The sequence below is a fragment of the Pirellulales bacterium genome (assembly GCA_035656635.1).
Lineage (GTDB): Bacteria > Planctomycetota > Planctomycetia > Pirellulales > JADZDJ01 > DATJYL01.
The window spans coordinates 1-8988 of record DASRSD010000062.1; the positions used below are offsets into that span (position 1 = coordinate 1).

Below are 8988 nucleotides of genomic sequence, written 5' to 3' on the forward strand. Positions count from 1 at the left end.
TTCCGGCGATTCCCTTGATCTTGATCCGGCCGTTCTTGCCCGAATCGCCGGCGTGGAAACAAAAAAAAACCGCCGGCACGTTGAAGCGGCCGAGCATCGCGGAATTATTTGCGCCAGGCTTGCGGCGCACCACCGTCATTACCACCATCATGTTCGCGTTGAGTTTTGGCGCGGCGTTCGGAGCCATTCAGCAAACAACGCAAATTGCGCCCGGCATGCCCGACGTGATTGCGAAAGCCACGCAAACGCTGGAATCAAGCGACCTGCAAAAAGCAATTGACCGGAGGCTGGCTTCGCCGGAAGTGCAAAATCTGCTGGCCAATAAATCGCCGGATGAACAGGCAAAAATTCGCGTTACGCAAGCTGGCATTGCCAAGCAGCAATTGAAATCGTCGGTGGAGCAGGCGGCCGGCTCAGATTATTCCAAAGTCCAGGAAATCGGCGGTCTGTTTGGACGGTTTTTATTGGCGCTGCTGGTCGTGCGGATTGCCAGCCGCAGAAATTTATTGCGTGTGTTTCAAATTCCAGGCCTGATTGTGTTGCCCCTGACTTTTGGCTACTTGGCGCTGCATAACCAAGAGTTGTTCACCATTGCCAACTGGCACGTAACTTTATTCGACATTGGCATTTTCTTGTCCGGGCTATTCACCATCGCCCAGTTTAGTTTTTGGGGAAATTATTTGCCCCGCGTTTACCCCCTGCATTTACGTGGCACGGGAGAAGGCTTTGCGGCCAACATTGGCGGCCGGATGCTGGGTACTTCGTTCGCCGCGCTGGCAACTTTTTTGGCTTCGCGCGATTTCATGCCCGGCGAAGGTGATCCACAAAAAATGGCCTACACTGCAGCGGCCATTGGATTCGGCGTATATTTCCTGGGGCTGGTTTTTTCATTTTTCCTGCCGGAACCCCCACAGGAGAAGCTGCTAGAGTGACGGTTTGCAGCCTCCGACAATGACCCTAAGCCCCGCTGCAACCGTAAAGAAATTGACCCATTTTCTCACGGTTTTTACAATGCGCTAACCTATGGCCAATCCTCGTATGAAAGCGATTGTTTCGTATCCGCCAGCCATTATGCAAAATCTATCTCGCCGGAACATTACTGGGTATTTGCTGGTTGGTCTGTTTTTCGCCGGCGCGCTTCCGTGTCTTTCCGGCTGCGGCGAATCAACCGGACAAAGCAAACCCGAGCCTGCCACGTCCGTTGCCGTTTCCACCGACAACGCTGCCACCTCTGGCATCATCAGAATTGTTTCTAGCCTGCCGCGCACCGGCAGCGCCAAGCTGCAGACTGACACGATGGTCAACGGCATTAAATTGGCGTTGGACGAAGCTGCCTATAAGGTGGGCGATTTTTCGCTGGAGCTTGAAGATCGGGACGATGCAACGGCTGCCACCGGTGATTGGACTCCCGATGCGGAAGGGGACAATGCCCGACAGGCCGCCAACGATCCCGACGTCATGGTGTACATTGGTCCGTACAATTCCGGGGCGGCCAAAGTGTCGATGCCCATTTTGAATCGCGCTGGCCTGTTGATGATTAGTCCAGCCAACACCGCAGTCGGCCTTACCAAGCCGGGCCTGGGCGAGCCCGACGAGCCTGCCATCTATCGCCCCACGGGAAAAAAGAATTACGCGCGGGTCGTTCCGGCCGACGATTTGCAAGGCACCTGTGCCGCGGAATGGGCCAAAGACATGGGGATCAAAACGGTTTATATTCTCGATGACAACTCTTTCTACGGCAAAGGCATTGCCGAAATGTTTCGGCAGCGCTGCAACGAGTTGGAAATTGACGTGCTGGGCCACGACAGCATCGACACAAAGGCCCAGGAATTTCGCTCCAAAATGACCAGCATCAAGGCTCTGAAGCCCGATCTTTTGTATTACGGCGGCACCACGCAAACGAAAGGCGGGCAAATTTGCAAAGACATGGTTGCCGCCGGATTAAAGTGCAAGCTGATGGTCCCGGATGGCTGCATGGAAAACGCCTTCATTCAGGCTGCCGGCCCGGAAAATGCCAACGAGCGCGTGTATGTTACGTTCGGCGGAGTGCCGCCGGAAAATCAGACTGGCCGCGGGAAGGAATTTGTCGAGCGTTACAAAAAGCGGTTTGGCTTCATGCCCGAAGCTTACGCAATTTATAGTTACGAAGCGACCAATGCCGCGCTGGAGGCAATTCGCAAAGCAGGCAAGAAAGATCGCGCCGCGATTATCGAGGCCGCCTTTGCCATTAAAGATTTTCCCGGCGCATTGGGCAACTGGTCGTTCGACGAGAATGGCGACACCACGCTGCATAAGCTCAGCGGCAACATTGTGCGCAGTGGCAAGTTTGAATTCGTCAGACTGCTGGGCGATGGCAATCAGCAGAAGCCCATGGGCGATCAAAAAAAATGATGTCGACCAACTCCAATCATTCTGTTTTTCCCATTCACTGTGTTTTCGGCCCGATTTGTGACTTCTAATTTCTCGTTTGTGGCCTCTGGCATCTTCTCCGCATGCTGACTTTGCTGCTGGCCGCCGACTCGATTTCTGGTTGGCAACTTTTCGTCCAGCAGTGTCTCAACGGACTGACGTACGGCGCCTTGATTGCGCTCATCGCTCTGGGTTACACGATGGTTTATGGAATCATCGGGCTAATCAACTTCGCCCACGGCGATTTGTTCATGCTGGGCACTTTTCTCACGTTGACGCTCATCAATGCTTTCGGGCTAGATACCGCGGCTTCGGCATGGACAGTGGCCATTAGCGTCGCCGCGTTGCTCATCGTGGTGGCGCTGTTTTGCGCCGTGCTCAATTTTTCCGTCGATCGATTGATTTACAAACCCTTGCGGAATGCGCCGAAGTTGGCGCCGCTGGTTTCCGCCATTGGCGTATCGTTTATTTTTCAAAATGTCGGACTGTTGTGGAAAGGTCCGGCCGATTTAAGCGTGCCTAAGCTCATTTCGCAGCGAAACTTGTTGGGCGATTCCGCGATAACTTTCACCCCGTCCGATGCCGTGTTGCTGGTGGTGGTGGCGGCAATTATGTCGGGCCTGACCGTGCTGGTGAAATTCACTCGGCTGGGAAAATCGATGCGCGCCGTGTCGCAAGACCCCGTTGCGGCGCAGTTGATGGGCATTCATGTAGAGCGTGTCATCGGCAGCACGTTTCTCATCGGCGGCGGACTGGCCGGATTTGCCGCTGTAATTTACTCCATGTACATCGGCACCATTGGCTTTCAAATTGGCTACATCAACGGCCTGTACGCGTTCACCGCTGCGGTGCTGGGCGGCATCGGGAATATTCCCGGCGCGGTGCTGGGGGGCATCGTCATTGGAATGGTTCGCTCGTTAGGCTCTGCCTATGTGGAAGAACGTTGGACGGCCGCGATCATCTTCGGCATCTTAATCGTCATTCTGATTTTCAGGCCCTCCGGCCTGCTAGGCGAGCGCATGCGCGAGAAGGTTTGATTGCCTTTCCATCATGAATCCAAGTCAAAAACCACCGACGCGATTTTTGAAACGCTGGGACGTGCTGGTCCTGGCAGTCTTTGTATTCTATCCGTTCGCCTGCTCGCTGACCCGCACGGTTTTTCCAAGCTGGGCAGGCCCCACCTTCGGCAATGCGCTGGGCGATCAACTTTCCACGCTGTTTATTTTCTCGATATTGGCCCTCGGCCTGAATGTGGCCGTGGGCTACACAGGCTTGTTGCAATTGGGCATCGCTGCATTTTTCGGCATTGGCGTGTACATCACGGGGATTTTGCGCGTGCCTTCCTATCCGTTTCAATTGCCGTTTACCGCGGCGCTGGTGCTATCGGCCCTAGGGGCAGCGTTGTGTGGATTGGTGCTCGGAGCCCCCACGCTGCGGCTGCGCGGCGACTATTTGGCTTTGGTCACGCTCGGCTTTGGCGAAGTGGTAAAGGTGACGCTGCGCAATTTGGAAGAGATCACGGCCGGCACCAAAGGGCTTAATCCCATTCCACCGCCGCATTTGCCGCCATGGTTGGCAGTGCCCATCGGCTGGCTGGGAATCGAAAACAGTTGGGAAACCGATTATCGCCTGTTTTACTTTTTGACGCTGGGCATTTTGGTGATCGTGATTGCGCTGCTGGCAAATTTAGAAAATTCACGCTTGGGGCGGTCCTGGGTCGCCATTCGCGAAGATGAACTCGCGGCCACCTGCATGGGAATAAATGCTCCGCGGGCTAAACTGGCCTCGTTCGCGGCCAGCGCCGGGTTGGCAGGCTTGGCCGGCTGCTTGTACGCCACGAAACTTACCACGACGGCTGACCCCAACACTTACGATTTTAACCGCTCCATCATCATCCTGTGCTGCGTCATTCTTGGCGGGCTGGGAAGCTTGCGCGGCGTATTGTTGGGAGTGCTGTTGTTATTAGGGTTCGATAACATCGTTTCGCCGCAGATCAACTCCACGTTGCAATCGTGGCTGCAGCACCTGGGCGGCGGAGTGCAAAGCTCGGCGGTGGCGGAGCGTTTGCTATCGTTCAGCAATTGGCGACTGATGATTTTCGGCCTCGCGTTGGTCGCCATTATGCGGTTCCGCCCGGAAGGCTTGTGGCCTTCGGCTCGCTTGCAGCACGAATTGCACTGGGACGAACCACGGCCGCCGTTGCCAAACTCAAATTCCGCCTGAAATGCACCTGCTCGATATTCACAACTTGACCATGCGTTTCGGCGGTCTAACGGCCGTGAGCCATCTTGATTTGCAAGTGCAGCCGGGGGAAGTGTTATCGGTCATTGGGCCCAATGGCGCGGGCAAAACCACCGTTTTTAACGCAGTCACAGGAATTTACGAGCCCACGTCGGGAACCATTTCATTTAACGGCCGCCGGCTGCAACGGCCAGCAACTTGGCGTTTGCTCGTGGCCTGCGTGCTGGTCGGCATTGTCACCGCCGTGGCTGCCGTCGCGGTGAGTGCAAATATCGACGATCTGTGGCACGCCACGATCAAACGGAACTATGATTACGCATCGCAGAAATTTAACTTCGCCAAAGCGTGGAGCGATATGTGGGGTTATTTCGCCGGCGAGCTGGCTGTGGAAGCGCAGCCTCGTGGCCGCTGGGCGGTGGTCACGACCGACGGGGAGCCGCTGTTGGGCGCCGCGGGAAATCAACCCAATCGCGAGGCAGCGGAGAAGCTAAACGTGCAACTCCGGCAATTAATCGACAGCGGCAAGCCCATCGAGCCCGCCCCCCACGGCGCGCGCTGGGGAATTTTCTCCGCCAGTGGAAATGACGTGCTGGCCGATTATGCTTCAAAATCTACTGCCGACCGGGTAGCAGCGGCCATCGGTTCCGTTCCTGCTCAGCAAGCGTATATGCATCGGACCGAATGGATTGCGCTCTGGGCCGGCTTGATTTTCGGCGCAGCCGGTGTGCTGGTCGTGTGGAATCGTTCGCGCCGCATGCCCGACGTGATTGCCCGGGCCGGAATCGCTCGCACATTCCAAAACATTCGCTTGTTTTCCAACATGACCGTATTGGAAAACGTGCTGATTGGACTCGATCGAAGTCAAAGTCGAAATCCATTGCGAATGATGTTGCGCACGCCAGGCATTCGCCGCGAAGAGGCCCAGATGCGCCAACGGGCTTACGAAGCGCTGCGATTCGTTGAACTGGACGACAAAGCCAACTCGCTTGCCAATTCGCTGGCGTATGGAGATCAGCGGCGGCTGGAAATTGCCCGGGCTTTGGCCACGCAACCCAAGTTGCTTTTGCTGGACGAACCGGCCGCAGGCATGAATCCGGCCGAGACGACCGAGCTCATGCAACTGATCCGTCGCATCCGCGCCGAGGGAATTACCGTACTGCTGATCGAACATCACATGCCGGTCGTGATGGGCATTTCCGATCGTATTGCGGTGCTCAATTACGGTCAAAAAATTGCCGAGGGGCCGCCGGCCGTCGTTCGTGCCGATCCGAAGGTCATCGAGGCCTACCTGGGCAAAGAAAACAAATAGGTTTTGGAATCACTTCGCTGCGGCTTAGCGATCAATCCATTTTGACACTGCATGACTGCTCTGCTGACCGTCGAAAACGTGCACGCTGGTTACGGATCGATTGAGGTCCTCAAAAATGTTTCGCTGGAAGTGCGCGCAGGGGAAATTGTGACGATGATCGGCGCCAACGGCGCCGGAAAAACAACCACGCTGATGTGCCTTTCGGGCGTGCATCGCTTGCAGACCGGAACGATTACGTTCCAAGGAAAAGAAATCTCGCGGCTGCCCCCGCACGAAATTGTGCAATTGGGGCTGTGCCAATCGCCCGAAGGCCGCAAAATTTTTCCCCGCTTGACGGTGCTCGAAAATCTGGAGCTGGGCGCAATCACACGGCGGGACGCTGCCGGCATCCGCCGCGATTTGGACCACGTGTTCAGCCTGTTCCCCATTCTCCGGGAACGCTCACAACAAGCAGGGGGAACTTTGTCCGGCGGCGAGCAGCAAATGCTGGCGGTTGCCCGGGCGCTGATGGCGCGACCTAAATTGCTGCTGTTAGACGAGCCTTCGTTGGGCTTGGCGCCGCTAGTGGTGGCGAAGATTTTCGACGTGATTCGCCAACTCAATCAGGAAGGGATCGCCGTATTGTTGGTGGAACAAAATGCGCAGATGGCGTTGAAATTGGCCCATCGTGGCTACGTGTTGGAAACCGGGCGAATTACCCTGAGCGCTGCGGCCAACGATTTGCTCAACGATCGGCGGGTGAAAGACGCGTATTTAGGAGAGTGAGTTGGCTGGCAAGGTGCCTGATAGTCAGGTGGTCTTGTGCCTGGTGGTCTTGTGGCTGGTGGGCTGGTGTCTGGTGGAACGGGCTCTTGGGCCAGTCTCATATCTTTGTAGCGGCTTCAACGTAACCGGAAGGCCACGCATTCCGGCCCGGTGCTGCGAGTATCCGGCTACCGCCGCTACACTTTCGTAAGATAAGACCTAGTGCTTCGTCCACGGGTGACGGTAGAACAGATACATCAGGCCAAACACAACAATCGGCACCAAGGCCGCAATAATAATCATCCGCAGCGTGCGCCATTTGGTTTTCCACACCATGGGAGGCCGCAGCCGTTCGTGCCGGCCTGTGAGCGGCACTTTTTCCGGCGCATCCAAATCTGCCTTCATTTCGGCGGCCGAAGTATAGCGATTGTCCGGGTCTTGCTCCATTGCATGGAGAATGATCTCTTCTACTTGAAGCGATAATTCTTTGTTTCGCTTGCGCGGCGCAATGGGGTCGCCACCCAGCCGGGCATTCATAATCAAATAAGGATTTGCTCCATCAAACGGCGGGCTGCCCGTGACCATTTCGTACAGCATCGCCCCCAAAGAGTAAATGTCGGTGCGGGCGTCGCCGCGCTTGCCTTTCACTTGCTCCGGCGCCATGTAATCGGGCGTGCCCATCGATGGCGAAAATCCGGCGAAGGTCAGGCGCCGCATCCCTTCGGCTTTGGCAATGCCAAAATCCATAATTCGCAAGCCGCCTCCCTTGAGCAGCATAATGTTTTCCGGCTTCAAATCGCGGTGGACAATGCCTTTTTCGTGCATGTAAGCCAGCGCGTCGCAAATTTGGATGGCAATCATCAGCGCGTCGGCCACCGGCACCACGCCGTAGCTGCGCATCACCTGCCGCAACGTTTTCCCTTCCAGCAACTCCATGGCGATGTAAGGGCGGCTTTTTTTGCCATCGACTGAAATGAATCGCAAAATATTCGGATGTTGCAGCAGCTTGCCGATTTCCTCCTCCCGTTGAAACCGCGAAAAGAACGCCGGATCGCTTTCGAACTGCATGAAAGGAACCTTGACAGCCACCATTTCGCCGGTTTTGCGGTCTTTCGCTTTGAAAATCGACGCCATGCCGCTGCGGCTAATCACGCTCAGCAGCTCGAAGCGTTCGTCCAGCACTTGCCCGAGCTCGGTTTCGCTGATGGCTTCCGGCGGATCGTCGTAAATGGGCAGGCCGCGATAGTAGCGAACTTGCGTTACCCCTTCGATCGCGGCAACTTGCACGGAAAGGTTGTCGCTGGTCCCGCGCCGTTCCGCCAGTTCAATGAGCTGTTTGCAAGCCTCCGGGGGCGTGGCATGCGTGACAATCTCTAAAAACTCCTCATCGGTGATGCAGGTATACAAGCCGTCGGAGCACTGCACAAAGTAATCGCCGCGGTTGACCGTGCGGGTATAGAAATCGACTTGAACCGTCGGCTCCTTGCCGATGCTGCGGGTTAACACGCAGCGCATATCACTGGTGGCTGCTTCCAAGGGCGACAACAAGCCCATTTTAACTTGCGAAGCCGCGTAGTTATGGTCGGCAGTTACCTGTTCGATATGGCCGCTTTGAATCAGATAGACTCGGCAATCGCCGACGTGACCTACGTTCAATTCGTTATTGCGAAAAATCGAGATGGTTAGCGTGGTGGCCATTCGCCCCTGGCCGCGCATCGACATGCCCCGGTCGTACACCGCCACGTTGGCGGCCGTAATCATTTTCCACAAAACTTGCTTGGGCGGTGTTTCCGGCTTGACCTCCAAAAACCGGCGTAAAGCCACTTCCACGGCCAGTTGACTGGCCTGCTCGCCATCGCCATGGCCTCCTACACCGTCGGCCAAAGCCAACACGGCCCCGCGGGTTAAGCGTTCTTCTTCGTCTTGTGGCTCCCAATGACCCACCCAATCTTCGTTATTGGGGCGGGGGCCCATCGACGACTGCTGGGCAAACGTTAACTTCATGGGCTAAGCGACTCCAGCGGCGTGCAAACGTTGACGGCCGGTGAGAAAAGTAAGGGACAATGGAGGCCTGCCGATGCAGATTTGGATCGACCGGTTATATCAGAAATTATTGCTCACAACTGGCCGCTTTCGAAAAGGTGCGATGGCACAACCGATCGCCGCAAACGCTCCACTTAATAGCAAGGCCTGCTCGATTTCTTAGCACATTATTAATGCTCATTTATACCGGATACTGGAACATCATATCGCGTAAAACATTACAAATAAAACACTTAAACGTA

General features: G+C 55.8%; 7 protein-coding genes. 6 read left to right on the forward strand and 1 reads right to left on the reverse strand.

The window, feature by feature from the left end; all coding sequences use genetic code 11:
* The 6 genes from VFE46_05370 to VFE46_05395 form a co-directional block, all read left to right on the forward strand.
* Positions 1 to 932, forward strand: a 932-nt coding sequence (locus tag VFE46_05370; protein HZZ27420.1) for an MFS transporter, incomplete at its 5' end; no start/stop codon positions are given.
* Positions 933 to 1023: 91 nt separating this feature from the next.
* On the forward strand, positions 1024 to 2391 hold the full coding sequence (locus tag VFE46_05375; GenBank protein HZZ27421.1) for a branched-chain amino acid ABC transporter substrate-binding protein: 1368 nt from the start codon (positions 1024 to 1026) through the stop codon (positions 2389 to 2391).
* A gap of 101 nt (positions 2392 to 2492) precedes the next feature.
* A complete protein-coding gene (locus tag VFE46_05380) occupies positions 2493 to 3446 on the forward strand; it encodes a branched-chain amino acid ABC transporter permease (protein ID HZZ27422.1) in 954 nt (317 codons plus the stop codon).
* A 13-nt stretch (positions 3447 to 3459) separates the two neighbouring features.
* Positions 3460 to 4632 (forward strand): branched-chain amino acid ABC transporter permease, encoded by a 1173-nt coding sequence (locus VFE46_05385; protein ID HZZ27423.1) that lies wholly within the window; start codon positions 3460 to 3462, stop codon positions 4630 to 4632.
* Between the two features lies 1 nt (position 4633).
* A complete protein-coding gene (locus VFE46_05390) occupies positions 4634 to 5959 on the forward strand; it encodes an ATP-binding cassette domain-containing protein (protein ID HZZ27424.1) in 1326 nt (441 codons plus the stop codon).
* A gap of 60 nt (positions 5960 to 6019) precedes the next feature.
* Positions 6020 to 6724 (forward strand): ABC transporter ATP-binding protein, encoded by a 705-nt coding sequence (locus VFE46_05395; GenBank protein HZZ27425.1) that lies wholly within the window; start codon positions 6020 to 6022, stop codon positions 6722 to 6724.
* A gap of 198 nt (positions 6725 to 6922) precedes the next feature.
* Here the strand turns inward: VFE46_05395 and VFE46_05400 are convergent, their stop codons facing one another.
* Positions 6923 to 8707: a protein kinase gene (locus VFE46_05400; GenBank protein HZZ27426.1), complete on the reverse strand. Its 1785-nt coding sequence runs from the start codon at positions 8705 to 8707 to the stop codon at positions 6923 to 6925.
* Positions 8708 to 8988 lie beyond the last annotated feature (281 nt).